The 25,696-nt window shown below is 56.4% G+C and carries 30 protein-coding genes; 19 read left to right on the top strand and 11 right to left on the bottom strand.

Features of this window, described 5'->3' with window-relative positions; genetic code table 11:
* The first annotated feature begins 42 nt into the window (after positions 1 to 42).
* Positions 43 to 1,017 (top strand): NAD(P)H-dependent flavin oxidoreductase, encoded by a 975-nt coding sequence (locus AC0V60_RS13805; protein ID WP_486179012.1) that lies wholly within the window; start codon positions 43 to 45, stop codon positions 1,015 to 1,017.
* A gap of 95 nt (positions 1,018 to 1,112) precedes the next feature.
* Here AC0V60_RS13805 and AC0V60_RS13800 read toward each other — a convergent pair whose 3' ends face one another.
* The 3 genes from AC0V60_RS13800 to AC0V60_RS13790 all read right to left on the bottom strand — a co-directional run bounded on the left by AC0V60_RS13800 (position 1,113) and on the right by AC0V60_RS13790 (position 2,595).
* On the bottom strand, positions 1,113 to 1,562 hold the full coding sequence (locus AC0V60_RS13800) for a hypothetical protein (protein ID WP_486179011.1): 450 nt from the start codon (positions 1,560 to 1,562) through the stop codon (positions 1,113 to 1,115).
* Positions 1,563 to 1,691: 129 nt separating this feature from the next.
* Entirely contained in the window at positions 1,692 to 2,237 is a 546-nt protein-coding gene (locus AC0V60_RS13795; RefSeq protein ID WP_486179010.1) for a DUF4402 domain-containing protein, read from the bottom strand.
* Between the two features lie 142 nt (positions 2,238 to 2,379).
* Complete coding sequence (locus AC0V60_RS13790; protein ID WP_486179507.1) at positions 2,380 to 2,595, bottom strand: zinc-finger domain-containing protein; 216 nt, start codon at positions 2,593 to 2,595, stop codon at positions 2,380 to 2,382.
* Between the two features lie 214 nt (positions 2,596 to 2,809).
* Here AC0V60_RS13790 and AC0V60_RS13785 point away from each other — a divergent pair, with 214 nt between their 5' ends.
* The 11 genes from AC0V60_RS13785 (at position 2,810) to AC0V60_RS13735 (ending at position 14,002) form a co-directional block, all read left to right on the top strand.
* Entirely contained in the window at positions 2,810 to 3,760 is a 951-nt protein-coding gene (locus tag AC0V60_RS13785; protein ID WP_486179009.1) for an ABC transporter ATP-binding protein, read from the top strand.
* Between the two features lie 11 nt (positions 3,761 to 3,771).
* The gene (locus AC0V60_RS13780) at positions 3,772 to 4,785 is read left to right on the top strand and encodes an MBL fold metallo-hydrolase (RefSeq protein WP_486179008.1); all 1,014 of its coding nucleotides are present in this window, start codon (positions 3,772 to 3,774) and stop codon (positions 4,783 to 4,785) included.
* A 185-nt stretch (positions 4,786 to 4,970) separates the two neighbouring features.
* Positions 4,971 to 5,276, top strand: coding sequence for a hypothetical protein (locus AC0V60_RS13775; protein ID WP_486179007.1), 306 nt, complete (start codon positions 4,971 to 4,973; stop codon positions 5,274 to 5,276).
* Positions 5,260 to 6,885 carry an L-aspartate oxidase gene (nadB, locus tag AC0V60_RS13770; RefSeq protein ID WP_486179006.1) on the top strand — a complete coding sequence of 542 codons (1,626 nt, stop codon included), beginning with the start codon at positions 5,260 to 5,262 and terminating at the stop codon, positions 6,883 to 6,885. The genes AC0V60_RS13775 and nadB overlap by 17 nt, the downstream gene beginning before the upstream one ends.
* Positions 6,882 to 7,625, top strand: a complete 744-nt coding sequence (locus AC0V60_RS13765; RefSeq protein ID WP_486179005.1) for a hypothetical protein — start codon at positions 6,882 to 6,884, stop codon at positions 7,623 to 7,625. The genes nadB and AC0V60_RS13765 overlap by 4 nt, the downstream gene beginning before the upstream one ends.
* A gap of 75 nt (positions 7,626 to 7,700) precedes the next feature.
* Positions 7,701 to 8,675, top strand: a complete 975-nt coding sequence (locus AC0V60_RS13760) for a TraB/GumN family protein (RefSeq protein ID WP_486179004.1) — start codon at positions 7,701 to 7,703, stop codon at positions 8,673 to 8,675.
* A 69-nt stretch (positions 8,676 to 8,744) separates the two neighbouring features.
* Positions 8,745 to 9,659 carry an alpha/beta fold hydrolase gene (locus tag AC0V60_RS13755; RefSeq protein ID WP_486179003.1) on the top strand — a complete coding sequence of 305 codons (915 nt, stop codon included), beginning with the start codon at positions 8,745 to 8,747 and terminating at the stop codon, positions 9,657 to 9,659.
* A gap of 834 nt (positions 9,660 to 10,493) precedes the next feature.
* Positions 10,494 to 12,500: a ribonucleoside-diphosphate reductase subunit alpha gene (locus AC0V60_RS13750; protein ID WP_486179506.1), complete on the top strand. Its 2,007-nt coding sequence runs from the start codon at positions 10,494 to 10,496 to the stop codon at positions 12,498 to 12,500.
* Between the two features lie 553 nt (positions 12,501 to 13,053).
* Positions 13,054 to 13,416 carry a PilZ domain-containing protein gene (locus AC0V60_RS13745; RefSeq protein ID WP_486179002.1) on the top strand — a complete coding sequence of 121 codons (363 nt, stop codon included), beginning with the start codon at positions 13,054 to 13,056 and terminating at the stop codon, positions 13,414 to 13,416.
* Between the two features lie 90 nt (positions 13,417 to 13,506).
* A complete protein-coding gene (locus AC0V60_RS13740; RefSeq protein ID WP_486179001.1) occupies positions 13,507 to 13,692 on the top strand; it encodes a hypothetical protein in 186 nt (61 codons plus the stop codon).
* Positions 13,693 to 13,714: 22 nt separating this feature from the next.
* Complete coding sequence (locus AC0V60_RS13735) at positions 13,715 to 14,002, top strand: hypothetical protein (protein ID WP_486179000.1); 288 nt, start codon at positions 13,715 to 13,717, stop codon at positions 14,000 to 14,002.
* Here AC0V60_RS13735 and AC0V60_RS13730 read toward each other — a convergent pair.
* The 3 genes from AC0V60_RS13730 to AC0V60_RS13720 are packed head-to-tail and all read right to left on the bottom strand — an operon-like array spanning position 13,999 to position 16,288.
* Positions 13,999 to 14,955, bottom strand: a complete 957-nt coding sequence (locus AC0V60_RS13730; protein ID WP_486178999.1) for a phosphatidate cytidylyltransferase — start codon at positions 14,953 to 14,955, stop codon at positions 13,999 to 14,001. The genes AC0V60_RS13735 and AC0V60_RS13730 overlap by 4 nt on opposite strands.
* Positions 14,955 to 15,593, bottom strand: a complete 639-nt coding sequence (locus AC0V60_RS13725; RefSeq protein ID WP_486178998.1) for a lysophospholipid acyltransferase family protein — start codon at positions 15,591 to 15,593, stop codon at positions 14,955 to 14,957. Before AC0V60_RS13725 ends, AC0V60_RS13730 begins: the two co-directional genes overlap by 1 nt.
* Entirely contained in the window at positions 15,590 to 16,288 is a 699-nt protein-coding gene (locus AC0V60_RS13720; protein ID WP_486178997.1) for a CDP-alcohol phosphatidyltransferase family protein, read from the bottom strand. Before AC0V60_RS13720 ends, AC0V60_RS13725 begins: the two co-directional genes overlap by 4 nt.
* Positions 16,289 to 16,508: 220 nt before the next feature.
* Here AC0V60_RS13720 and AC0V60_RS13715 point away from each other — a divergent pair, with 220 nt between their 5' ends.
* Positions 16,509 to 17,549 carry a ribonucleotide-diphosphate reductase subunit beta gene (locus AC0V60_RS13715; RefSeq protein WP_486178996.1) on the top strand — a complete coding sequence of 347 codons (1,041 nt, stop codon included), beginning with the start codon at positions 16,509 to 16,511 and terminating at the stop codon, positions 17,547 to 17,549.
* Positions 17,550 to 17,552: 3 nt separating this feature from the next.
* Positions 17,553 to 18,755: a hypothetical protein gene (locus tag AC0V60_RS13710; RefSeq protein WP_486178995.1), complete on the top strand. Its 1,203-nt coding sequence runs from the start codon at positions 17,553 to 17,555 to the stop codon at positions 18,753 to 18,755.
* A gap of 302 nt (positions 18,756 to 19,057) precedes the next feature.
* Here AC0V60_RS13710 and AC0V60_RS13705 read toward each other — a convergent pair whose 3' ends face one another.
* The gene (locus AC0V60_RS13705; RefSeq protein WP_486178994.1) at positions 19,058 to 19,414 is read right to left on the bottom strand and encodes an endonuclease domain-containing protein; all 357 of its coding nucleotides are present in this window, start codon (positions 19,412 to 19,414) and stop codon (positions 19,058 to 19,060) included.
* Between the two features lie 162 nt (positions 19,415 to 19,576).
* Between AC0V60_RS13705 and AC0V60_RS13700 the strand changes: the two genes are divergently transcribed.
* A complete protein-coding gene (locus tag AC0V60_RS13700; RefSeq protein ID WP_486178993.1) occupies positions 19,577 to 19,888 on the top strand; it encodes a hypothetical protein in 312 nt (103 codons plus the stop codon).
* A gap of 148 nt (positions 19,889 to 20,036) precedes the next feature.
* On the opposite strand, the gene AC0V60_RS13695 is transcribed toward AC0V60_RS13700, so the two are convergent.
* The 4 genes from AC0V60_RS13695 to AC0V60_RS13680 all read right to left on the bottom strand — a co-directional run bounded on the left by AC0V60_RS13695 (position 20,037) and on the right by AC0V60_RS13680 (position 22,360).
* Complete coding sequence (locus AC0V60_RS13695; RefSeq protein WP_486178992.1) at positions 20,037 to 20,729, bottom strand: hypothetical protein; 693 nt, start codon at positions 20,727 to 20,729, stop codon at positions 20,037 to 20,039.
* 90 nt (positions 20,730 to 20,819) lie between these two features.
* On the bottom strand, positions 20,820 to 21,194 hold the full coding sequence (locus AC0V60_RS13690; RefSeq protein WP_486178991.1) for a DUF4870 family protein: 375 nt from the start codon (positions 21,192 to 21,194) through the stop codon (positions 20,820 to 20,822).
* Between the two features lie 167 nt (positions 21,195 to 21,361).
* Positions 21,362 to 21,769, bottom strand: a complete 408-nt coding sequence (locus AC0V60_RS13685) for a thermonuclease family protein (RefSeq protein ID WP_486178990.1) — start codon at positions 21,767 to 21,769, stop codon at positions 21,362 to 21,364.
* A 249-nt stretch (positions 21,770 to 22,018) separates the two neighbouring features.
* Positions 22,019 to 22,360: a BufA1 family periplasmic bufferin-type metallophore gene (locus AC0V60_RS13680; protein WP_486178989.1), complete on the bottom strand. Its 342-nt coding sequence runs from the start codon at positions 22,358 to 22,360 to the stop codon at positions 22,019 to 22,021.
* Between the two features lie 250 nt (positions 22,361 to 22,610).
* On the opposite strand from AC0V60_RS13680, the gene argB reads away from it, so the two are divergent.
* The 4 genes from argB to AC0V60_RS13660 all read left to right on the top strand — a co-directional run bounded on the left by argB (position 22,611) and on the right by AC0V60_RS13660 (position 25,691).
* Positions 22,611 to 23,531: an acetylglutamate kinase gene (argB, locus tag AC0V60_RS13675; RefSeq protein WP_486178988.1), complete on the top strand. Its 921-nt coding sequence runs from the start codon at positions 22,611 to 22,613 to the stop codon at positions 23,529 to 23,531.
* Positions 23,532 to 23,715: 184 nt separating this feature from the next.
* Positions 23,716 to 24,012: a YggT family protein gene (locus tag AC0V60_RS13670; protein ID WP_486178987.1), complete on the top strand. Its 297-nt coding sequence runs from the start codon at positions 23,716 to 23,718 to the stop codon at positions 24,010 to 24,012.
* Entirely contained in the window at positions 24,009 to 24,902 is an 894-nt protein-coding gene (gene folD / locus AC0V60_RS13665; protein WP_486178986.1) for a bifunctional methylenetetrahydrofolate dehydrogenase/methenyltetrahydrofolate cyclohydrolase FolD, read from the top strand. The genes AC0V60_RS13670 and folD overlap by 4 nt, the downstream gene beginning before the upstream one ends.
* A gap of 24 nt (positions 24,903 to 24,926) precedes the next feature.
* Positions 24,927 to 25,691 carry a hypothetical protein gene (locus AC0V60_RS13660; RefSeq protein WP_486178985.1) on the top strand — a complete coding sequence of 255 codons (765 nt, stop codon included), beginning with the start codon at positions 24,927 to 24,929 and terminating at the stop codon, positions 25,689 to 25,691.
* Positions 25,692 to 25,696: the final 5 nt, after the last annotated feature.

The following is a 25,696-nucleotide window of genomic DNA, read 5'->3' as shown; positions in this document are numbered from 1 at the left end:
TTTTCCATGGCAAATAAGAAACAAATTGGGAAGGATACCGCGATGAAAACCGCCATCACCGAAATGTTCGGCATTGAGCACCCCATTATTCAAGGCGGCATGCATTATGTCGGATTTGCAGAGATGGCAGCCGCCGTCTCCAATGCTGGCGGCCTTGGTATCATCACCGGCCTCACGCAAAAAACGCCCGCCGATCTCGCCAATGAGATCGCGCGCTGCAAGGATATGACGGATAAGCCGTTTGGCGTGAACATCACGATCCTGCCAACTCTGACCCCGCCCGATTATCCGGGCATTGTCAAAGCCGTGATCGAAGGCGGCGTCAAAGCGGTTGAGACCGCTGGGCGCAATCCGATTGAGCTGATCGGCCCCCTCAAGGACGCAGGGATCAAAGTGATCCACAAATGCACCAGTGTGCGCCATTCATTGAAGGCGCAATCCATCGGCTGCGATGCGGTTAGTGTCGATGGTTTTGAATGCGGCGGACACCCGGGCGAAGATGATGTGCCAAACTTCATCCTTTTGCCCCGCGCGGCCGATGAACTGGAGATACCCTTCGTCTCCTCAGGCGGGATGGCTGATGGGCGCAGCCTTGTGGCATCGCTGGCTATGGGCGCGCAGGGTATGAATATGGGCACGCGTTTTATCGCCACCAAAGAAGCGCCCGTTCACGAAAATGTGAAAAAGGCGATTGTGGCCGCATCCGAACTCGACACGCGCCTTGTGATGCGCCCGCTTCGCAACACAGAGCGCGTGCTCAACAATGCCGGCGTTGAGCGTCTGCTCGAGAAGGAAAAAGAGCTGGGCGATGCTTTGACCATTCAGGATATTTTGCCAGAAGTTGCGGGCGTGTACCCCTCGATCATGATGGATGGCGAAATGGACAAGGGGGCATGGTCCTGCGGCATGGTCGCAGGGCTCATCAACGACATTCCGACCTGCAAAGAGCTGATCGACGGTATCATGAGTGATGCTGAAAAGATTTTGGCTCGAATGAACGGTTTGCAGGCGGCATAGGGACAGTGAACGTGGGCAGGTTAGTGTATCAGACCGCTAGGCCTGCCTCTCGTCTGCCCTTTATACAAAGCCAATTAAAGTCGTTGCAGGGGCGCTTATGAGCCTTCCGCGTCCTCTCTGGTGTAGGGGATGAATTGATCAAACCGCACGCCGCCTGTGAAAAATCCGGTATAGCGATCAATCGTAGTGGCAAAATCCAATCGGCACAGATGCGATGAACCAAAGCGGCGGACAACCAGAATATCGTCATCGTCGATATTGCTGGGATCAAGGGTACGCTGAATGTAGATTGTTCGGCCCCGGCCATAAACATAGGCGGTGTCGTTGATGGTCTGGAGGTTGGTGTTGCGAAAATCGCGGATGCATTCCTGCGGCTCACCTGCAACGCGGCCTTCGAGTATCTCAGCAAGCTTAGCTTCGCCTTTGGTCAACTCTTGAGCAGGCGCCGGGTCGCCTTCATCTGCAAAAGCGGTCGATGCGCCAAACAGCGCAAATGCGGCAAGTCCTGCCGACAGGTTTGATCGGGATTTGAATGTGCGAATCATAACAGTCTCCTGTTAGCCCTCGCCGCAGTGCATGGCCCGCGCTGTGTGAACGGAGGCTGACCAAATGGTGGCAGCCACATGGATGGTGGTGGAGATTATCGCAGGGATTTTACCGAGCACCCGGCGTGATCATTCGTATTCGAGCGTGACAGTGAATTCGCCCTCATAAGTTCCCGGAATTGCATTGCCTGGAACTTGCAGCCGCCCTGCGATGGTGAAGAAGAAAAACCCATCGGGGTTCGCAATCCGAAAACGACGCGGATTGGTGTTGATGATAATCGGCGGACGGCTGCCAATCAAAAGCGTATCCATGAGCAAGGTCTGCGTGCCGCCATTGCGCGTTAGGATATAGGAATTGGCATCAACATTGATGAGCACTGTTTGGTTAAAGGCGCCAAAACCTGCGAAGCGCGCGGGCTGCTGGGTTCCCTCAATGTGGATGACAGAACCGGTTGTGATGACGTTACCTGCCGAATCCATGACCACGGTGCCGCCGGTATTGCCGGGAATGACAGTGCCAAATTCAAGGTCGAACTGTTTGAGAAAGCTCAGGGGCGTGACGAGAAACGCCTGCGCCTCGCCCTGCTCGACCTCTTGCGCATGCGCCGCCGCAGGCATCATCATCATGACGCCAAAAGCACTCAAAAGTGCAGCAAGTGTGTTCAAACGACGCATGTTTAGTGGCCTAACCGCTCCCAGCCATCAGAGCTAAACGCCAAACCTTAAATTTGTTTGAAATCTCAGCGCACTGCGAGCGTAGTGTCTGCAAACCCCATTCAAGGCCCGGTTTCGCCCGCAAGCGCAGACCATCGCTGGCTCAGCGGTCAGCAGGTCCGCCGCGCAAAACAAACCGGCGGTCACAATATCCGCAGTCAGCAAGTCCGCTTTCATCAATTTCCATATAGATGAGCGGATGGCCAAGCGCTGCTGGGCGATAGCCCTTTCCGCCGCGAATGGCGCTAGCCCCGTCGCAGCTGACGCGGCGAGTGTCGACTGTGATTGTCTCTGGATTGACCATCTTTGGGGTGACCATCTCTTGGGTGATCTCTTGCGCAGTGGTTGCCATATCGAATTGGCAATTACTGCGGGTGCGCACGCATTTCAATGGGTGCTCGCCCTATCCAAGCGAAAATAGTGCGCCTGCTCGCGGCGGTGCGGAGTTTTGAGAAGGTGGCCGCAGATATTGAGGCAGTGCAAATTGATCCTTCCCCTTGCAGCCTCGCACACCATCTTTATGGCGTTGATGTATGAAACCACCTGCCATCCGGATCGACAACCTCGTCAAACGCTATGCCGCGCCCAAAGGGGCCAAAGGTGCAGATGCCGAGGGGAAACTCGCCCTTAACGGAGTCAGTTTCGATGTGCCTGAAGGGTCGATTTTCGGCCTGCTTGGCCCCAACGGCGCTGGCAAATCGACACTCATCAATATCCTTGCAGGCCTGGTGAACAAGACCAGCGGTTCTGCCGAGATCTGGGGCTTTGATATCGACGCCGAGCGCCGCAATGCCAGCCGCGCGATTGGAATTGTGCCTCAGGAAATCGTGTTTGACCCCTTTTTTACCCCCTTTGAGGTCCTTGAAAACCAAGGCGGTTTTTACGGGATTGGCAAGGACTATCGGCGCAGCGAAGAATTGCTCGAAGCGGTGCACCTTGCCGACAAACGCAACGCCTATGCCCGCACGCTTTCGGGGGGAATGAAACGGCGGTTGTTGGTGGCAAAAGCTATGGTGCACTCACCGCCAATCCTTGTGCTGGATGAGCCCACGGCAGGGGTCGATGTAGAACTCCGGCGCCAGCTGTGGGATCTGGTGACGGAATTGAACCGCGAGGGCGTCACTATTGTGCTCACCACCCATTATCTCGAAGAGGCAGAAGAGCTGTGCGATGAGATTGCGATCATCAACCACGGAGAGCTTATCGCGCACAAACCAACCCGCGAGCTGGTTGATATGGCGCGCGAAAAGATCGTTGCTGTGACCGTTTCAGATGACCTAGGCAAAGCGCCGTCGCATGAGGCATTCAACAAGGTCGAGATGACCGGTGAACGCGGCGTCGAAGTTACTTATGACAAGGATCGGATGAACGCTGGCCAGGTGCTGGGTATCCTTCAGTCTCAAGGCCTCACAATCGAAGATGTGACCACGCGTGAGGCCGATCTTGAAGACGTCTTCGTGCAACTCACCGGGTCTGGCAATTAAGAGGTAAGGCGATGCGCGGAACACTCACATTTTTGACCTTGCTCGCGCTTGTCGGCTGCGGCGCTGAGGAGAGTACGGCTTTTGACAACGCCATCCCGCGGGCAGAGCAGCCCGCACCTTGCCCAGAGGAAGGGGTCGCGATGCAAGTGCTAGGGAGCGGCGGGCCCATTGCTGAAGGCGGAACAGCTGCGCGCGCTGGCACGTCGTATCTCCTGTGGATTGACGGCGAGCCGCGGCTCTTGGTTGATGCAGGCTCGGGCAGTTTCCTGCGCTTTGCCGAGGCGGGCGCAAGCATTGGCAGGCTCGATGCTATTCTGCTGACGCACCTCCACGCTGATCATACCGGCGATTTGATCGACGTGCTCAATTCGGGAGGGTTCGAAGGGCGCAGTGAGCCGTTGATTATTGCTGGGCCCAGCTCCGCACCGCGCTTTCCATCGACAAGCGAATTTCTCCAAAGACTGCTAGCAAAAGATGGCGGCGCGTTTGCCTACAATGGCGGCTATCTGGATGGGACCGAAAACAAGCCGAAAATCACAGCCCAAGACATTCCCTTCCAAGACCCGACTGCGCAATATGACGGCACTGGATTTGATCCTCATGTTCTCATGTTTACCGATGACCTGTTTGCTCTGGCGTTTCCAGTGCATCACGGTCCGGTCCCTGCTGTCGGATATTGGGTGCAAGCCCGAGGAAAAGTCTTCGTTATCACCGGAGATCAAAGCGCAATGTCGAGTGTGTTTTACCGCGCAATGGCCAATGAAGAACCCGATATTCTTTTCGCGCACCATGTCATAAATGGTGAAGAGGGGCAGCCGATTGGGCTCCATCGTACACCGGAACAAATCGGCGAACTGGCGGGAAAGGCCGGTGCCAAGCGTCTGGTTCTCACGCACAATATGGAGCGCAGCCTTAGCCGGCTTGATGATGGCCTTGCAGCGATTGGCAAAAACTATTCCGGCCCGGTGAGTGTGGCCGGTGATCTGGATTGCTATACGGTTTCTGAAGCGGATCAGAAGCAATAATCGAGGGCCGGCCGGGCGATGCGCAAGAGCCCTGAACCTTTGGCTATTCGGTTATACGCTCGCGCCAGTTCCGGCGTGAAATATGCTCGAGCTTCGCGCCGCAATATTTGCATTTTCCATGATATTCGCGTCCGTCCCAATGCACACTGCGGCGATCGGGACGGTGGTGGCCGCGCAGGCAATATATGGCTGACATCATCGACATGGACATACCTCCGCGTGCACGGTCCCGCATCTGTCTTGTAAGGGTAAAGCCGCAGGATCAGCGGTTAAATGATGGCAATGGCATAGATCACCCCCTGCGCGAATTTGGCACCGCGCAAAGCTTGGCTTTCATTTTCAACCCGATAGCTGGTGGATTGTCTCTCAGCCTCGATGAATTAAATTTTCGCAACCAGACAGAAGCTCCGCAGTGCAAGGGCGCTTTCAACGCAGGACTTGATAAGCCGGCAAGCGGGCGTCATGGCTTAGCTCATGGCAGAGACGACTGACATCAAGGATGCGCAGACGGGCGACATAATCAGCGCCTACGACGTGATCATCATAGGATCAGGCGCGGCTGGGCTGACCGCCGCGCTGGAGCTGGCGACAAGTAAGCGTGTGCTTGTGCTTGCCAAGGGTTCGCTCACATCAGGTTCTACTGCATGGGCGCAAGGCGGGATTGCGGCGGTGCTGGATGCGGGCGACACATTCGAAAACCATGTGCGCGATACGATGGTGGCGGGCGCCGGTCTTAACGACCGCCAAGCGGTGGAGTACGTGATCGAGCGAGCGCCTGAAAGCATCAACCGGTTGGTCGAGCTGGGCGTTCCTTTCAACAAGGATGCCGGCGATCTGCACCTGACGCGCGAAGGCGGGCATTCGCACCGCCGGATCGTGCATGTCGATGATGCCACCGGGTGGGCTGTGCAGGACGCTCTGCTTAAAGCGGCTGAGGCCAATCCCAATGTTACCATGCTGGGCGGTCGCACAGCGATTGACCTTATCACGGACCGCAACCGCGAACATTACTCGGGCGCGGGCCATGTCTGGGGTGTTTATGCCCTCAATGAATCGACCGGCTGGGTCGAACGCCATGTGGCGCGCGCGACGATCCTTGCCGCCGGCGGGGCAGGCCGAGTGTATCAGTTCTCCACCGCCCCGCGCGGCGCAACCGGTGACGGTATTGCCATGGCCTGGCGGGCAGGCGCGCGGGTTTCCAACATGGAGATGATGCAATTTCACCCTACGTGTCTCTATAATCTTGAAGTCAAAAACTTCCTCATCACAGAGGCCGTGCGCGGTGAAGGAGGTCACTTAAAGCACCCGGAAACCGGGCACCGCTTCATGACCGAATATGACGCCGAGCGCATGGAGCTTGCCCCGCGCGATGTGGTGGCGCGCGCTATCGACGATCAGATCAAGCGGTACGGTCTTGATTACGTCCACCTCGACATCAGCCACCAGCCGCCTGAATTCGTGCGCGAACACTTCCCGACTATCCATGAGAAGCTCACCGGCCTTGGCATTGATATGACCAAAGAGCCCATCCCTGTGGTCCCTGCCCAGCATTATACCTGCGGCGGGATCGTAGTGGATTTGCACGCACGCACTGATCTGCCAGGCCTTTGGGCGGCGGGTGAGTGCACCGAAAGCGGGCTGCACGGTGCGAACCGTTTAGCCTCCAACAGCCTGCTCGAATGCTTTGTCTTTGGCGAAGCGGCAGCGGCGGATATTCTGGCCAAATGGGATGAATTGCCAGAGCCGCCCGCGATCTTACCATGGGATGAGAGCCGGGTCTCGGATTCCGATGAGCAGGTGGTGATCAAGCAGAACTGGACCGAGATCCGCCGCTTTATGTGGAACTATGTTGGCATTGTGCGCACCACCAAGCGCTTGGAACGCGCCGCCAACCGCATCGCTCTGCTGCGCCAAGAGGTAGAGGAATACTACGGCAGCTTTGTCGTGACTACCGACCTGATTGAGCTCAGGAACCTGCTCCAATCCGCAGAGCTGATCGTGCAATCGGCTCTCACCCGTAAGGAAAGCCGGGGGCTCCATTACACGATGGATTATCCAGACCTGAAAACAAGCGTGCGCGATACGGTTTTGGTGCCGTGAACCTGATCAAAACCATTTTCACTGCGTTTTGTGCCACCGTCCTAGCTGTCGCCAGCCCTGCAAATGCATCTCCTGATAGCTTTATCGACATTCACGAAGAACCCGTAGGGATAAGCGAGACGCATCTTTACCTATTGCGCACGTCCACCGACAACCTTGGCTATTACGAAGCCAAGCGGGCCGAGATATTTCTGATCGAGCAAGACCTTGCGACAGGCCAGGAGGAGGCCATTGTGATCGACAAATTTGTTCATTCATCGGATTACTCTGATGAGGGCAATTTGATTGGCCATTCGGTCAAGCGCGACGCCGGGATCACACCGCGAGATCCTTACGCAATCTTGAGAGGGCGCGGCGCGCTTCCTTGGGCGGCAGTGCTTTCGGTGCCTAGAGCCACTCCGCGCGCAAAAATCACTATGGAAGAGGGCGCTCTTAAAGTGCAATTCGGCCCCACTTCGTTGGTGCAGATTACCAGCGAAGCCATTCAGGCAAAACTGACCGGCGTGGGGCAATTTATGGCGAAGAATGTGGCCGATCATCCGCGCTCTTCGCCCATGACCACAAAGCAGCATTTTGAAGGCCGCAAGGTAACGGCAGCGCAATGCTATAACGCTGAATTGCTGGAGTATTGGATGCTTGGTCAGAGAAATCGGCCGTACCTGGTGCGCGTCCACTGTGCCTATGATGAGGACAGCGAGACGACCTCGGTTGTGATGCAGATGCCCGCAGTTGAGCGGTAAGTGGTTGCAGCTCCCAGCCCTCTCCACTGGCCCCGTTCACCTGCGAGCCAGCGGTCTTACGCTAACGGCGTGCTTATGAACCGGCTCACTCTTACTTTCGGCATTGCGCTGTGTCTGCCTTGCTCAGTTGCGGTTTTGGGTCAGGATGAGGCGGGGATTACCCAAAGCGCCACCCAAAGCGTGTCCGCAAACTCCATCGTCGTAACCGCACAGCGCTCCGGCGCACCGATGTGGACGATTGATACGGACAGCGGAACCGTCATCCTTGTTGGAGAAATTCGCGCGGTCCCCAAATCGACGCCGTGGTTTCCCGACCGGCTGGAAGAGGCGACCAAAGAAGCCGACCGTGTGATCCTTCGCGCTGCTCCCAAATTCTCTCCAGGCGATGCCTTTCGCCTCATTTTCAGCGGGGGCAAGTTTACCAAGCTGCCTGATAAAACCGTCGCAGCCGAATATCTCAGCGATGCTCAGCGTGCCCGCCTGGCCGCTCTCGAGGCGCAGTATGATATCAACTATGACCGCCGCTCCTTTTTGATGACGAGCTTTGATATGCTCGCACGGCGGCTCGATTTTGATGATGATACGGTCAAAGACGCCACCGACATTGTGAAGAAGGCCGCAAACAAGGCGGATGTACCCATCACCCGGCCCGAACGCTTCCGGGGCGAAGACTTGCTCGACAATCTCGCCGATGCACCGCCAGAAAGCCATATCCCCTGCCTGGAAGCAGCGATGGGCGCGACAGAGGCGGGTCAAGCAATCATTGAAAAACGCGGTGACGACTGGCGCAGCTTCGATATTCCCGCGGTGATGGACAACCCGCTGGAAATGGCGCTTGGCACGTGCTGGCCGTGGGCGGATGATGAACTGGGCGATGAAATACGCGGGCAATGGGTAAATATGATCTCTAAGGCCTCGCAGGAGAGCGGTGTGACCCTAGCGGTGGTTCCTTTGCGCGTCTTGGCGGAGGATAACGGTGTGCTCGATCAGCTAGAGGCCAAAGAGTTCCTAATCGGCGGACCTGATTGGAGAGGCTCTCCCGAAGGCTAGCCCTTGCTCTTGGGGCACTAACCTGCATTGTGGTGATGACTTACATCACCGTCAGGAATGCACCCATTCATGCCCACCATCACCTCGCCAAATACCGGGATCGAGCTTTTTTACGACGATCACGGTGACCCAAACCATGAGCCCATCCTTCTAATTATGGGCCTCGGCGCGCAGATGACTTTGTGGCCTGATGAACTGGTTGAGGCTTTGGTGGGGCACGGGTTTCGCGTCATTCGCTATGACAACCGCGATATCGGCCTTTCGCAAAAGTTTGAAGGCGCAAAGGCGCCAAGCCCTGCATGGCAAGTCATCCGCAAGAAGATCGGCTGGCCTGCAAAAGTGCCTTACACGCTAGCCTCCATGGCAGATGATGCGGCGGGCTTGCTCACCGCTCTTGGGATCGACAAAGCGCATGTTGTGGGCGCCAGCATGGGTGGGATGATTGCGCAGCTTACTGCGATCAATCACCCTGACCGCCTTCTTTCTCTCACCTCGATTATGTCAACCACGGGTAATAGCTCGCTTCCTATGGCAGACAAACAAGCGATGGAGGCTTTGGTTGCGAAACCCAAATCGCTTGATGAGGAGGATCTCGTGCTTCAAGGCCTTCATATTTCGCGCAGTATCGGCTCGCCTGGCTACCCTTCCGATCCAGAGCGCGTGCGAGAACGAACAATCAAATCGGTGCGCCGCAGCGTCTATCCGCCCGGCCTCGCACGCCAATTGGCAGCGATCATCGACGATGGCTGCCGGCGTTCGCGTCTCGCCTCAGTCACTGCGCCAACACTCGTTCTGCACGGCGAGGATGATCCCCTGGTGAAGCTTGCCGGGGGCGAGGACACCGCCAACCACATAACAGGTGCAAGGCTGGTCACCATTCCGGGCTGGGGTCATGATCTGCCCATGGAATTGATTAAGCCCCTTGCAGATTATGTGGCAGGCCATGCCCGATCAGCGAGCGAGGCAACGCCTCACGCCGCTTAGTCACCGGCCGGGTCAGACCGCTCGCGTTGTATAGCTGCTTCGTCCATTTTTTTGCGATGTTCGGTAATGGCCGGAAAGGCGAAACACCACCATACAACATTCCAGACCGCCGCTGAGACCCAGAAATTCCGATCTGTGATGTAGGGTATCTCTGGAATGCCTATAAACGGAATCCAAGAAGCGGTGGAGAATACAAACCACGCAGCACTTATGCCGTTGATGATCTCGCGCGTGCCGGTCTGCGAATTCAACAATTTTGGTTAGCAAGGTATCCACTGGCTAATCCTCTCCCGCTGCGCCCTTGAAAGGCACCTTTGCGCTGCCCGCTTCCTCTTGGCGGCAGGTCCCGCAACAATATTGCAAGCCTATGTGAGAAAGATTCAAGGATTGATTCACACCGAACAATCACCAAATTTTTCTTCACAGATTCAGTTTGGGGCTTGCGCACCCCATGACTCAAGCTTTTCCCACGCGTCGCTGCACTGCAACATAGGGTTGTCAGCCGATGTGGTGCAATATCATGGTTAAAAGCCCGTTGACCCTCATCCGCTTCTGATTCATCATCTAGGGGTCTGGTTCGCAATGGACCCCCAAATTGTAGTGTAAATTTTCCTGTCTGAGGTGAGATTCCAAAGGGCTAAGCGGGGAAGGAGTCGCTAAAATGGGGCCTGAACGGACAGATGTGGACTGTTTGATGGACAACTGTGTGCACTCGTTTGCGGATAGGCTGGGCAAAAACTGTCGGCAAAGAGTTTTGGAACAGAGTCGGAACATTGGTGCTTTTCCCCTAAGAGAGCAGCAGCCCGATTCGAAACAGGTTAGAATGGGGCGATGATGGAATTCAAATCAGGTGATCAAGTGCTAAGCGATGCTGAAACAAGCGACGCGGTCAGCACTGAGGAAAAGGCGCAAAAGGCAGTGACGATGGAAAAAGCCGACAAAGGCAGCGATGCCCTGATTGCGGAAAAAAGCGCGGAGGCGCTGGGCAATGCAGTGGCTGAAGCTGCGAAGGCGTCTGTTGATGACAGCAAGAAGGTCAATGATCGCCGTTTCGACGTGCAGACGGACGAAAGCCGTGATGCGAACCTCACCGAATTCGGCAAAGAGACGCTGACCGATCGCTATCTGCTCCCCGGAGAGAAGTATCAGGACCTGTTTGCACGCGTCGCCGATGCTTATGCCGACGATGCAGAGCATGCGCAGCGCCTTTATGATTACATCTCGAACCTGTGGTTCATGCCGGCAACGCCTGTGCTCTCAAACGGCGGCACCAGCCGCGGCCTGCCGATCTCGTGCTATTTGAACTCGGTGAACGATAGCCTTGATGGCATTGTGAACACCTGGAATGAAAATGTCTGGCTTGCCTCCAAAGGCGGCGGCATTGGCACCTATTGGGGCAATGTGCGCGGTATCGGGGAGCCTGTGGGCCTCAACGGCAAAACCTCCGGCATCATCCCATTTGTGCGCGTTATGGACTCGCTCACGCTGGCGATTTCGCAAGGGTCGCTGCGCCGGGGCTCGGCGGCGTGCTATCTTGATGTGTCGCACCCAGAGATCGAAGAATTCCTCGAAATCCGGAAGCCTTCAGGTGACTTCAACCGCAAGGCATTGAACCTGCACCACGGCGTGCTTCTCACCGACGAATTTATGGAAGCGGTGCGTGACGGCGCTGAGTTCGAACTCAAGTCACCCAAAACGCAGGAAGTGCGCGGTAAGGTTGATGCGCGCTCACTGTTCCAAAAACTGGTCGAGACGCGCCTTGCAACAGGTGAGCCCTACATCGTGTTCAACGACACGGTGAACCGCATGATGCCAAAGCATCACCGCGAGCTTGGCCTGAAGGTTTCAACCTCGAACCTGTGCAGCGAAATCACTCTGCCCACTGGCATTGACCACCTTGGCAATGACCGCACGGCTGTGTGCTGCCTCTCTTCGCTCAACTTGGAAAAATGGGATGAGTGGAACGGCGATAAGCAATTCATCGAAGACGTGATGCGCATGCTCGACAATGTGCTTCAGGACTATATCGACCGTGCGCCCGACGAAATGGCTCGTGCACGTTATTCCGCAGAGCGGGAACGCTCGGTTGGTCTGGGTGTGATGGGCTTCCATTCCTTCCTGCAGTCGAAGGGGCTTGGGTTTGAGAGCGCAATGGGTAAGGCCATGAACCTCAAAATGTTCAAGCATATTCAAGCCAAAGCGTCTGAGGCGAGCATGCTTCTTGCGCAGGAGCGTGGACCGTGCCCTGACGCGGCTGAAATGGGCGCGATGGAGCGTTTTAGCTGCAAAATGGCAATTGCGCCGACCGCGTCGATCTCGATCATTTGCGGCGGGACCAGTGCCTGCATCGAGCCGATCCCGGCGAACATTTACACCCACAAGACGCTTTCGGGCTCTTTCATCGTCAAGAACCCCTATCTGGAGAAACTGCTCGATAAGAAGAGCAAAAACTCGCCCAATGTGTGGAACTCGATCCTTGAAAAGGGCGGCAGTGTTCAGCACCTCGATTTCCTCTCTGAAGAGGAAAAGGCCAGCTTCAAAACCAGCTTTGAGATTGATCAGCGCTGGCTGCTTGAATTTGCAGCGGACCGCTCGCCATATGTCGATCAGGCTCAGTCGCTGAACCTCTTCATCCCGGCGGACGTTGATAAATGGGATCTCATGATGCTCCACTTCCAAGCGTGGGAGAAAGGCATCAAGTCGCTTTATTATCTCCGTTCAAAATCGGTCCAACGCGCAGGCTTTGCCGGCGGTGTTGAGGCCGACAACACAGCGGATGCGGCCAAGTTTGAGCTCTCCGCTGAGCAGACCGACTATGAGGAATGCCTCAGCTGTCAGTGATCGTAGAAAGAGACACGAATTTCCGGAATATCTAGCCGGAGAAAGCTGAGGCCCAGAACAGCGCTAACTGATCTGGGCCTCAAACAACAACCTTGAGGGTCGCTGCATTAGGAGCTCACAATGTGTGAACAGAGTGGGTCAGTCAATCCCTCAGAAAACTTGAAGGATTGAAATATGCCAAAGCGAGTATCAGCAACTGAAGAAACCAAGAGTGGTCGGAACAAACGGTTTCACGATAACTTCACAGGTGACGATATGACACGTGCGAACTTTGTGCGGGAGATCGAGCGCGGCAACTATGAAAACTATCATGTTCGCGAAGTGAAAGGTGTAAAGACACCGGTGTCTAATCCGGACAGGACGCGAAACAACAATCTGGGGTAACCACATTCTCTCACGGTCAAACAAACCCCCGCCGAGCCAAGTGCCTGTGCGGGGGTTTCTTTGCCTGCTCGCCGCACATCCAAGAAAATCGCAAACAAGTGTTAACCCCTCATAGCTAACGTCACGTCTTGTAACGGCAAATGCAGAAAGCTTTTACGAGATGCGAGCGTTGATCAAAAAAGATATCATCACGCGGGGCTCTGAGCGGGTCCCCTCCAGTGCGACAGGCACTTGCAAGACCAACCGAGGCTATCAGTTGGATATTGCCTTTAAGGACCTCTCCAGTGGAGGGTGCCGAGTGGATGATCCCAAAGGCGGCATGGACCTTGGTGCTTTTGTCAGCCTTATCATTGCAGGCACCGGCCCGCATAAAGCCGAAGTGGCTTGGCGGCAGGGTGACTGTGTTGGCCTTGAATTTCTCCGCCCTCTTCCGCCCCGCGTGTTCAAGCATCTGGCCGCTGAGGAATGGGAGCTTGCAGGCGAAGCTCACAGCACGGATACGACCAGCTTCCCAGTGCGCCGCATGTGCTGAGGCAAAAAGCCCGCTTTAACGGCAGGCTTTGCTCTCGCGCTTTAGGACAAAATGTGCAAATCCTTCGCTCCAAGAGGATAGGAGGGATCAATGGCACCGGAAATCTGGGTCGGGATTGGCGGCACAATCGTGCTGCTGGCTTTCATCATCAACGGAATGCGCCTTTCGCGCGGACCCGAAGGGCACGGTGCCAACGCCGGGCGGCTTCATACGGTGATTGGCGGAATTGCGCTTCCCTTTATGTGGCTGGCTGTCGTAGCTGCTGCCAATATGTAATCCGCCGCCCAAAGCATCCGCTATGCAAACACGCCGCATTCTTGTCGCTGTCGTCCTCGCCCTTGCTGTTTCAGCATGCGCCTCGCAGATTGATACAGGCGTCAGCGCCGAACCCGGCACACCCGGTTTCTTGTGGGGTTTATGGCATGGGTTCATCTTCCCGTGGAGCTTTATAGGATCGCTGTTCAGCCCTGAGATCGCCGTTTACGCAGTGCCCAACAGCGGCGGCTGGTATGACTTCGGTTTCTTCCTCGGTGTGACCGTTTTGGGCGGCGGCAGTGTCTTCGGATCGAAAAGCCGCCGGGACTAAACCGTGAAGAAGTAATTCACCAGATGGAAGAAAACGGGCGCGGAAAAGCTCACCGAATCCATCCGGTCAAGCGCGCCCCCATGCCCTTCAATCATCGTGCCCCAATCCTTTGCGCCAAGCGAGCGTTTCACTGCTGAAAGCACAAGCCCCCCGGCAAATCCCGCCAGCACTATGGTGAGCGCGAGGAGTGCTGCTTCCCACGGCGCAAACGGCGTGATCCAGAACAATGCAGCGCCGATGGCGGCGGCTGACAGACCCCCTCCGATGAGGCCCTCCCACGTCTTGGCAGGGCTCACGCGCGGGGCGGCCTTGTGTTTGCCGAAAAGCTTGCCGAACACATATTGCAAAACGTCTGAGAGCTGCACCACGGTGATGAGGAAGAAAAGCAGCAAGAAGTTGCCTGAGTATCCCGGAATGTCGAGCAGCAGCAGCGCGGGCGCGTGGCTGATGCAATAAACACCCAGCATCATGCCCCATTGGATTTTGGCAGAGCGAGCAAGAAAGTCGGCCGTCTCCCCCTTCAGCACGGCGAGCAGCGGCAAAAGGAGGAAAGCCCAGACCGGGATCAGGATTGAAAAAAGCGACTGCCAATCGGAATAAATCAGCCAATATTGCAATGGGATAAATAGGTAAAACGCGGCCACCGTTGCGGTGTGATCTTCGGCGCGCGTCGGGGTTAGCGACAAAAATTCGCGCAGCACGAAAAAGCTGGTGAGCGCGAAAAGCACGATGGTCACGCCTTTGCCGAACACGAAGGCAACCGCGAAAATCGCGATCATAAACCACCAGGCTTTGATGCGCTGATTGAGGTTCTGGACCGTCGCAATCCCGCCTTCGCTGCTAACCCGCTTGGACAGCACGAAACCGATGGATGAAGCGAGCAGTAACAGTGCGAAGACACCTGCGAAGAGCGTGGTCATCACGGGGTCAATTGCGAAATCCAAATTGGGCATTACGCGTTTTCTCCTGCCAAATCTCGACCAGCAAGCGTTATGATCGCTTGCTGAGCACGCTCAAGAAATGCAGGCTTTTCCTCGCTTTCACCTAGTTGGATCGGCGTCCCGAAATGCGCAGCTGCGCTGATTGGCGCTGGCACGATCGCGCCTTTGGGAAAGGCCCGCGCGAGATTGGTGAGATAAACGGGCACCAGCTCGGCTTCCGGGAATTCCTTCGCCAAGTGATATAGGCCCGCTTTGAACTCTCCAGGAAGCGCTTTGGCGCGCCGTGTGCCTTCGGGAAAGATGATCAGCGATTCGCCGCTTTTAAGGACTGCGCGAAGAGGCGCGAGTGGGTCTTTCGCGCGTACGCCGTCTTTGGCGCGCTCCACCAGAACCGCGTTCAAAACCTTGAGCGCAACAAAGCGCTGAACCGCGCCGCCGCCCCAATAGTCGGCTGCCGCCACGGGGTGAGTGGTCTCGCGCAAATATCCGGGAAGCGCGCCGCACATGATGATCGTGTCCATGTGGCTTGCGTGATTGGCGAAGTAGATGCGCTGCGTGGTCGCAGGTTCGCATCCGTCCCAGCGTGCCTGTCCGCCGACGAGGAGTTTGGCCGCTCCGAAAAGCGCTTCACCAAAGAGGCCCGCGATCATTCACCCGCCTCCCCGGACGACGCTTCTTTGCCGCGCAAGAGACCCGCGATGCGGTGCAGGCGAATGGCGCAGGTGAGGGCGCCTCCCGCCACGATAACCCATAAGGCAGCACCCATTACAACGGTGCCATCAAGCTTAAGGTCTCCCACAGCGCTAAGTGGCCAAATGAATGCAGCAATCGCCGCCAATGTAAGCACAAACATGCGGTGCTGTTTCGCCATTGGCCCCACAAAATCCTGCTCAAACCCAAGCGCCCCGCCGAGCGCGCGAATGTAAGCCGTGCCAAATGCGAGGATCGTTGCGCCATATCCGAGTTCAGGCACACCAGCCGCATAGCCTGCCGCAATCAGCAGCAATGCATCCTCGGCGCGGTCAGGCGCTTCGTTGTACAGCGCCCCAGTCGCCGAAGACTTGCCCTCTTCAACCGCGACCAGCCCATCGAGCATATTGGCAAGCAATCTCAGCTGTATCCCAAGCGCCCCGCCAAGCCACAGCCACTCGCTGGCCTTGCCATCTGCCGCCAGCCAAAAGCACCATGCACCGCCCGCTGCGAACAAAATCCCGATTACCGAAATAGCGTTGGGGGTCAGACCTACCGCAGCCAAACCCTTCGCCAGCCCCTTGGCCCAGCCCGCGCTGCGCGTTGCCAAAGGCCTGCGGTTTTTGACCTCTTGGTCAGAGCTTTGTGATGTCATGAGAGTGCGATCCCCAAGCTACTCGTGTCAGGCAAGCTAAGCATGGGCCAACAAACCGCCAAGAAATTTCTACGCAGCAATGCGTATCCCGCCCTCGGCTACGCTCCACTCGACTCAGAATTTACACGGCTTATCCCCACCGAATCATCCACCCCTACCTGTCGGATCGAACCTAGTTCACCTATATAAGTCGGCCACCACGAAAACAGGATTACACAACATGTCGTTGCTCGAAGCCCGTAACACCTACAAGCCGTTCCAATACCCTTGGGCTTACGAGTTTTGGAAACGCCAGCAACAAATCCACTGGATGCCTGAAGAGGTGCCGCTGGGTGAGGATTGCCGCGACTGGGCACAGAACCTTACCGAATCAGAGCGCAATCTGCTCACCCAAATCTTCCGTTTCTTCACGCAGGCCGACGTTGAGGTGCAGGATTGCTACCACGACAAATATGGCCGCGTGTTCAAGCCTACCGAGATCAAAATGATGCTCGCCGCCTTCTCCAATATGGAGACGGTGCACATCGCGGCCTATTCGCACCTGCTCGACACGATCGGCATGCCAGAGAGCGAATACAGCGCCTTCCTCGACTATGAAGAGATGGCCGACAAGCACAATTACATGCACCAGTTCAGCGTCGACACCGACGAGGATATCGCCCGCACGCTCGCCATGTTCGGCGGCTTTACCGAAGGGCTTCAGCTGTTTGCATCCTTCGCCATGCTGATGAACTTCCCGCGCCACAACAAGATGAAGGGTATGGGGCAGATCGTTTCATGGTCGGTGCGCGATGAGACGCTGCACTGCGAAGGCATCATCAAGATGTTCCACACCTTCTGCGAAGAGCGCGACTGCCTGACCAAGGCGGTCAAGGAAGACATCATCGACATCTGCCAAAAGACCGTGCGCCTCGAAGATGCGTTCATCGACCTGGCGTTCGAGATGGGCCCGGTTGAGGGCATGACGGCCAAGGACATCAAGAAGTACATCCGCTACATCGCCGACTGGCGTTTGGGTCAGCTTAAGCTTCAACCGATCTACATGATCGACGAGCACCCGCTGCCATGGCTGTCCCCGCTTCTGAACGGTGTCGAGCACGCCAACTTCTTCGAAGCGCGCGCGACAGAGTATTCGAAAGGCGCGACGAAAGGCGACTGGAACGACGTGTGGTCAAGCTTTGACAATCGGCAGAAGGCGAAAGCGGTGAACGAGGATGAGGTTGTAAGCGACGGGCCGGATATGTTTGAAGCGGCGGAGTGATAGTTGGCTGAGAAGTCTCTTGTCACCAACCACGCGATAAACAGGTCGATCGCGAACCTCATCAGTCTTTATGAAGACGGAGATTTGTTCGCAAGCCTTGCGGATCTTGAACCTCAGCAGCGAGCTATTGCAAGATCTGCAGAGCAATTTGCTCGTCAACTGAAGAAGCAGGTAGAGACAAGCACAGATCTTGAAGTCAGCATTGGTGGTCTTAACCAGCTGAATAAGAATGTGAACAACGTCTACAACGAACTGAATGCGTTCAAGTCTAACGGAAATCAAGGCCATCTAGCCAATGCTGGGTCAAACCTTGACGGAGCTCTCGCCGTTGCCGCTTGGGCCTTCTTCAGGCGGTCTCTCAAAGGATCAAAAGTCTACGGGGAGACCATCGCATCCGTCCGGAAGGCTGCAACTCAGTCAATTAGGGCGCTTGATGCAGACCGTGATAAGGCGAAGACGAAAGTCAGCGAGTTAGAGGCAAAGGTTGCAAAACAAGAAGAGAAAATTGAAAGCGCGCAGTCACTTCTTGTTCAAATCAAGTCATTATCCAATTCACGTCTAGATGAGATCGCATCCGAATTTGCGACGCTCCGGTCCGAAATCGAAACAGAGAGACGAAACGATCGAGCGGAACAAGAGGCGGCGCTTGGTGCTTACTTTGACAGCCAAACAGAGTTGGCTCAGACGAAGACAGACGAAATATCTGACTATGAGCGGCAGGCTAAGAACATTCTTCAGATCGTTGGCAATATCGGTCTGACTGGTAACTATCAAAACCGGGCAACATCCGAAAAAGGCCAGGCCAACTTGCTACGGGTCTTTGCTCTTGGGTTCTTTGTTGTTGGGGCTTCCATTCTTGGGATCAGCGTGTTCCTCAGTTTCGATGGCAAAATCGACGTCGTTGAATTGATTGCGCGTGCACTGATCGGCGTGACCATCTCGACCCCGGCGATATATCTTGCCAAAGAATCTGCCAGGCATCGTTCGAACGCTGACAGCGCCAAGCAGACTGAGCTCGAGCTGGCATCACTTACGCCATTCTTAGAGGCTCTTCCAATTGAGCGTCGACAGCAAGTCATAGAGTCATTGGCTGCCGCCTATTTTGGGAAAACGGTCGAAAATCATACGGCTGACCATCCAGTGGAATTGACTACCGAGCAATTGCTCAAGTTGTTAGTCAAAATGATTGGCTCCGAAAAAGCTTAACATCCGCCTTCAAGCTTATCCCCTTCCCGCTTGCGGGAGGGGTTAGGGTGGGCTTGGCTTGGTCGGAGACCTCGGGAAATTGCCAACCTTGCTGCAAAAGAAACATCCCACCCCGTTGCGACTAGCGAGCAAGCTCGCAAGTCTCACTGCCCCTCCCGCGGGCGGGAGGGGTGCAGGCAAGTGCCCACTTTGCTGCGACAGGATCGGCCCACCCCGTGCGACTAAGCAGCAAGCTGCTAGGTGGCCTTTGGCCATCTCCCTTTGGTCGATTCCTCCCGACCCTCCCGCAAGCGGGAGGTTTTTCATAGGGCGCGCAACTCTTCGACTTTCAAGCGGATTGCGGTGACAACGCCTTCGATGTTTTCATGCACTTGCGCGTTGGTGAAACGGAGCACCGTGTAGCCCTCCGCCCGCATCCACTCGTCGCGGACTACATCGCGTTCAGGCGCTACGTCATGGCTATAGCCGTCGAGTTCGATCACCAATTTGAGCTCTCGGCACAGGAAATCGGCATAGTATGGCCCGACTGGCATTTGACGGCTGAATTTGACGCCTTGCTGGCTGCGGGAGAGGTGTTCCCATAGGGCGCGCTCGGCGGGCGTGGCTTCGCGGCGCAAAGTGCGGGCTCGCCCAGTGTTTCTAGGACGCCAATTGGGCATTTTGGGATATTGCCGCAATGGTTTGGAGGAAACAAGCACATCCCAAACCCACCCCTGCGCCGAGACAATTACGCACCGCCTTTTGCATATCTTCGAAACTTTCTCGGAACGCTCCATGCCCCGGCTGCGTAGATAGCGCATACAGACACACAGGAGTGAACCATGAACGTCCCCTTTCGCAAAGCAGATCTCGCCCTTGCCACAACGATGGCAGCGACCCTTGCCTTGGGTCTCGGCGGCTGCACGGGCGAAGCCGAAAGTGTGAACGCTGGCGATGATGACCGGCCGGAAAGCCAGTATGATGCTGACGGTGACGAAATTACTGGTGCAGAAATCGAAGAGGCCGTGCCCGGAGTTGTTGACGCCGATCCTCAAGGCGACACTCCCAATACAGCTGAGCTGGACGAGGAAGAAAACACCGAATATCAGGACATTGAGGACAACCCCCCACAACTTGACGATATGAAAAAATAACCCCCGTCAGCCTCTTGGCTATAACCTCGAAGAGCGCGCACAAGGCCAATCACCGGCCTTGTGCGCGTTTTTTCGTATGGGATGACGGGAAGCTGCTTTAAAACCTCTTTGCCGAGACTTGAATGCATACGCCGGGAGAGAGCCGCACCTACAGGCTTGATGCGTTCCAGCCCCACGCAGGCGGGGGCGCTTCGACTTCTTGGCTAAGGTCAAACTCCACCCGGAACAAGCGGTCCTCAGGCGCGCCGCCTTCGGCAGTGCGTTTAAGCTGATAGACGTATTTGCCGCCTTCGGTGCCGGCCGGGTCCACCTCAACCGACCACAAGTTGGTGACCGAGGCGTCATACCCCTGTTCGCCAAACATATCGATGCTGAACTGGTCGACCGGGAAGTTTTGGACGCGCGCTGTGCCCTCCTCAACCGTATCGCCGCCATATTGGGTGAGCTTGTCCTCTGAGCCGTCCTTGTGCCGGTGGTCGTGCTTGAGGCGAAGGCCCAGCAATGTTTCACCACTGCCGCTCATATGCGGGACGGTGCGGCGGGTGATCACCCATGTGCGCGAGCGATCCCATTCACCGTCTAGCCGGGCGTGGAATGGCACCGCAATTCGCTCGTCCGAGCATTCAGACACATGCATCACCAGCGCAGCATCCGCGAAGTCCGCATCAGCTGCGTCTTCGCTCACGAGGCGCCCGGCATAGGCCTTGCCGCAGTGGCTGGAGAGCGCCCCCCAGAACTCGGTTTGCGGGGAAGGTGCAGCGGCCTTTTGCGGCTCTGCCTCGCATGCGGCAAGCGCCAAAGTCACGGGTGTGAGCGCAAAAATCGTGCAGGTGCGTTTCATGGGCTAAAACCTTTATTGCTGGCAAAGAAACAGGGGCGCTGCCGCAATGGCAACCGCCCCCATTCCATTCTATAATGTGGTGAGAAACCTTTAGAACAGAAGCGTCTGCGGATCGGGCATAGGCTCTTGTTTTTGCGCTTTGATCAGGCTCAACACGCTGCGAACGCCGACCCAAACCGCGATCAGTGGCATGATCAGAAAACCAATCAAGACCACCGATAAAACACCTGCGATAATGAAGCCAAGAAAGCCAAACCAGAAGGTGCGGATAAGATAGGTGAAGTGCGATGCAGACCAGCTGTCTTTGCTCTCCCCTGCCCAGACATGGGCCAAAACAATGCCGACAAGCCCAGTGATACCGGTCACAAAGCTTGCCAGAAAGCACAGCGAGACGATGGTGGGTTGGTTAAAATCAACACCAGAATTGGGTTCGGCTGAATTTCGTGGATTGGTTGGCTCGGTCATGGCTGATCCCCCTTGATTGGCCGTTAAAGTTGAAGCGCAGTCTACGCATTGTCTTTAAGGGGGCAAGCGTTTCCTCAGCCCCGCCCGCGTGCACGCACATGTGCAATCAGTTCGCGCACCAATCGCGAGGGGCTTCCCCCAGCCGCTACCGGATGCGAGGCCGCTGTTCAGCATAACCTCGGCAAGGCTTTCATAGGTTCCATCAGGCTGAATTCGGCGGGCGCTGCGTAGCTCGCGGCCATATTGATCGCGCGGGGGCTACCGGCGCCGTCCCATTCAAAGTCGCCTTGATTGAGCCATTGATGCAGCTTAGCGCGCGCCTCTTTTGCCCTGGCTCGTTCCGCCTCGCATGCGCCGCCGCGTTCCGGGGCATCAAATCCCTTGAGGCGAATGCGGCGTTGATCCTTGCCCTCGCCCAATAGCAGTGTGTCGCCATCAATCACGCACCCTGCCTGCCGGGGTCCTTCGTTGCACAAGGCAAAGCCTGCGTTCACCTGCATCCACCCTTGCTCTTGCACAGCCGGTCTTACGATGAACCACCACGCACACATCACAAGAAGCGCGAGCGCAGGCACTCGCCAAGCCAGCCACCAGCGCAACAAACCCGGCGAGGGAGCTTTCGGGCGGCGAAATCGCGGGTTTGTGTGTTTGCGGGGCATTGAACCTGAAAATAGCAGCGGGTCTGAGAATAGCAGCGCTGCATGCTCAAATGGAAGCGTAGGCCGGGATGAACCGCTCGGACAACCCGGCAAAAAGAAGCCGCGCATACAAAAAGCCGACCAGGAATGTCCTGATCGGCTTTTAGTTTGAGATTGCGGCGGGAATTAGCCGACGTTTGTGGTTTCTTCCAGCGAACCGAAGGTGCCGTCTGGGCGCTCGGTGCTTTCACAGGTGCCTGCATCAACATAGGTCCATGCATTGCCTTGATAGTCGATGGTAGACGTACCAGCGCAGCTCGTGCCTGGACCAGCAGCGCAGCCGTTTTTACCCGCAAGGGAGACGCCAAAGCACTTCTCTTTCTCGCCGGAACCTGCATCTGCAAGAGCTTCCGCTTCGGTGCTTGCGCCGGCCGTTTCAGCAGGTGCTTCCGCGCCGCCTGAACAAGCCGCTGCAAGACCAGCAGCTGCGGCCAATGCGATTGATCCCTTAAGACGTGTGGTATTCATAACTTTCCTCCTTCAAGTTGCCTGACACAGGCAAATTCGTCCGGCTCAGGCGTGAGACCTGAGCCCTTGCATAATCACTGATTCGGATCGAACCAGCATTCGGTTACAAAGGAAAGGAGAAATTTTTTAATTGGTGGGAGAACCTTGCTAAAGCGAAAGGGCTTATCACCCGCTTTCCTCAGATGAACTAAGCGGCTAAGCGCGCTCCCATCATGCACAGTGTATCGCGGTCAAAGGGCGAGACGAGAATATGAGCACAATCGAAACAGGCGAAGCTGAAAAGGGCGGATCTGCTCCGAACCTGGCCAAGGCCGAGGTGCTGATCGAGGCGCTTCCTTATTTCCAGCGCTATGCCGGGCGCACATTCGTTGTGAAATACGGCGGTCATGCGATGGGCGACCCTGCGGCAGCACGCGATTTCGCTGAAGACATCGTTCTTTTAAAAGCGGTGGGCATCAATCCTGTCGTGGTGCATGGCGGCGGGCCGCAGATCGGTGACATGCTCGCGCGTCTTGGGGTGGAGAGCACGTTTGTCGATGGGCTGCGCGTCACAGATGAGGCCACCGCTAAAGTTGCCGAAATGGTCCTGTCAGGCGCGATCAACAAAGATCTTGTCAGCTGGCTCAGCAAAGCAGGGGGTAAGGCGATTGGCATTTCTGGCAAGGACGGCGGCCTTGTGTCGGCTCGCAAAGTCACTCGGACCGCGAAAGATCCCGAGAGCCTGATCGAAAGCGTGGTTGATCTGGGCTTTGTCGGCGAGCCTGCCACTGTCGACACTTCGGTAATTGATACAGCGGTTGCAGCTGGCATGATCCCGGTCATAGCGCCGATTGCAGCGGGCGAGGACGGCGCGACTTACAATATCAACGCCGACACGATGGCAGGTGCCATTGCAGCAGCCTTAGGAGCAGCGCGTCTGTTCCTTTTGACCGATGTTGCAGGGGTATTGGGCGCCGATGGCGAGCTGCTAACCGACCTGAGGCCCGCTGATATCGCAAAGCTGAACGAAGACGGCGTCGTAAAAGGCGGGATGGTCCCCAAACTGGAAACCTGCGTCACTGCAGTGAATTCAGGGTGTGAGGCTGCGGTTGTGCTGGATGGACGTGTGCCCCACGCGATGCTTCTGGAGTTCTTTACCGCCAGCGGTGTAGGGACGCTGGTGCGAGCGTGATCCCAAAGCTAAAGCGGCTCAGATCGAAGCCGTCTTTAGGGGACACCCCGAGACTGCATCGACCAGATTGGTATACGCAGGACTGGAAAAAGGCGTATTAGTTAGGTAATACGCCGATCAAAGGGACACAACAGACGCTATGGGCAAGCTCAATGCGTCAATCGACAAGGTAATAGCGAACCCCATGCCCACTTTTATAGATACACTCATCCAGATCGTATCACTGCTGGTGAACGTCTTCGTCATGCTGGTGATCGTGCAATTTGTGATCGGCCTTTTGTTTGCGTTTAATGTCGTGAACACATCGAACCAGTTTTTGATGCAGGTTTACGAAAGCATCAACCGGGTGATGGACCCCGTACTGCGACCGGTCAGAAACATCATGCCGCAAACAGGCGCGCTTGATCTGTCACCTCTGGTCGTCATTGTCGGCGCTCAGATCTTGCTGATCGTGCTCAATTCGGTTGCCCGTTCGCTATGAGCGCGGCCAAGATAGACGGCAAAGCCTTTGCCGCCGCTCTGCGGACGCGCGTTGGCGAATATGCGCTCGAATTTGCCAAGTCCGCCGCGCGCAAACCTGGCCTTGCTGTGGTTCTGGTGGGCGATGATCCTGCAAGCCAGGTCTATGTGGGTTCTAAAGGTAAAGCGACGCTCGCTGCCAATATGGAAAGCTTTGAGCACCGCTTGCCCGCTGACACTGATGAACAGACGCTGCTCGCGCTGGTCAAACAGCTCAACGAAGATGACAGCGTGGACGGCATTTTGGTGCAATTGCCTTTGCCCGATCACCTCGATGAACAATCCATCATCGCCTCAATCAGCCCGGACAAAGACGTTGATGGCTTTCACGTGATCAACGCCGGGCGTTTGAGTGTTGGCCAATCGGGCTTTGTACCTTGCACACCGCTTGGCTGTATGATGCTTTTGACTGACCGTCTGGGCGATCTCTCCGGCCTTGAGGCGGTTGTCATTGGCCGCTCTAATATCGTGGGCAAGCCTATGGCTCAGCTGCTGCTTGATGCCAATGCGACTGTCACCATTGCGCACAGCCGGACCAAGGATCTGGCCGGCGTTGTTAAGCGTGCAGACATTGTAGTGGCCGCAGTGGGTCGTCCCGGTATGATCGGAAAAGACTGGCTCAAACCTGGCGCAACTGTGATCGACGTGGGCATAAACCGCCTTCCGCCTGAGGCGGGCAAGGAAAAAGGCAAACTTGTCGGCGACGTCGCATATGCTGAGGCAAGCGAGGTTGCAGGGGCGATTACACCTGTGCCAGGCGGGGTTGGACCGATGACAATCGCGGTGCTCCTTCGCAATACGTTGGTGGCGGCGCATCGCAATGCGGGGCTTGAGGTGCCAGAAGGCATCTGATCGCAGTAAAAACGGAGAGCTTGGATGAAGCCTGCTTTGACTATTGGCCTAATAGCAGCCCTTGCAGTGTCTTTATCCGCCTGCGCTGCGCCGCAGCGTGGACCTTCGAATAAAGTCATTGAACGCGTCCTTGCCAAAGCGCCGGGCAAAGCGCAGCCCAGCACAATCGTTTCAACCGAGATTGCCTATGCAAGGGCTGCCGAGCAGCAGGGCTTTGCTGAGGCAGCGCTCGCCTATTCGGCGCCCGGTGCGCAAATCCATCTTCGCAATGGCGTCGTCCCCATCGCCTCTATCGCGCAGGCTTTTGAAGAAGCGGGCGTAGAGACCCAGTGGGCCCCGCGCGTCGTGGTGCAAAGCTGCGATGGTTCGCTCGCGCTCAGTCAGGGGCGCTTTGTCGATGGTGAAGGCAAGGTTGGCAATTACGTCACGACTTGGGTGCGCCAGCAAGACGGCAGCTTCAAATGGGCCTATGATGCAGCCGGGCTAGACAATCCCCAGCCGCCACCGCGCCGCCAGTTTGAAGACGGCGATATTGTGGTGCAAGCGATCGACTTAGTAGAGGGCTTAATCGCAAGCTGCCCGCAAGCGGGCCAGACCATTCCCGAAGCGCCCGCCATCCCGGCGAACACCGGCGGCGCGTCCGCGATGCAGATTTCGCGCGATGGCACGCTGCGTTGGCGCTGGGAGCACCGCGAGGGCAATATGAAATATGTGACCGCAGACTATTACTTCGAGGGTCAATGGGTGACGGCCATCGAAGAAACGCTTGCATCTGCATCGGGAGAGTGATCAAG

This window comes from Erythrobacter sp. S259 (assembly GCF_057364965.1).
Note: the sequence above shows the minus strand (reverse complement) of the source record. Positions and strands in the feature narration are given on the sequence as shown.